The 410-nt window shown below is 70.5% G+C and carries 1 protein-coding gene; it reads right to left on the minus strand.

What is annotated here, in order from left to right; genetic code table 11:
* Positions 1–410: MBL fold metallo-hydrolase (locus tag BZY54_RS48490; protein WP_143668466.1), on the minus strand; the 410-nt coding region annotated here is incomplete at both ends.

The raw sequence follows: 410 nt of genomic DNA on the forward strand, positions 1-410 counted from the left end.
GGCGAGATTGAAGGTGGCCCAGTGGATCGGGAGCAGCACGCCTGCCGGCTCACCGCCCTGGAGATCGAGGTGGGCGCGCATGCCCTCCTCGGGGGTCATGTGGATGTCGGGCCAGAACTCGGAGTACGCGCCGAGCTGGATCATCGTGGCGTCGAACGGGCCGTGGTTGGCGCCGATGTCTGTGAAGCCGTCGAAGTAGCCGGTGTCGCCGCTGTGGTAGACGCGGTGCTCCTCGCCCGCGACGGCCCATGAGGCCCACAGCGTGTGCTGGGTGTTGCGCAGGCCGCGGCCGCAGAAGTGGCGGGCCGGGGTCGCGGTCAGCGTGAGACCGCCGACCTTGGTCGACTCGTGCCAGTCCAGCTCGCGCAGCCGGTCGGCGGAGACACCCCAGTGCTCGAGGTGGGCGCCTG

The organism is Streptomyces carpinensis (assembly GCF_002154505.1).
In the GTDB taxonomy this organism is placed as follows: Bacteria; Actinomycetota; Actinomycetes; order Streptomycetales; family Streptomycetaceae; genus Streptomyces; species Streptomyces carpinensis.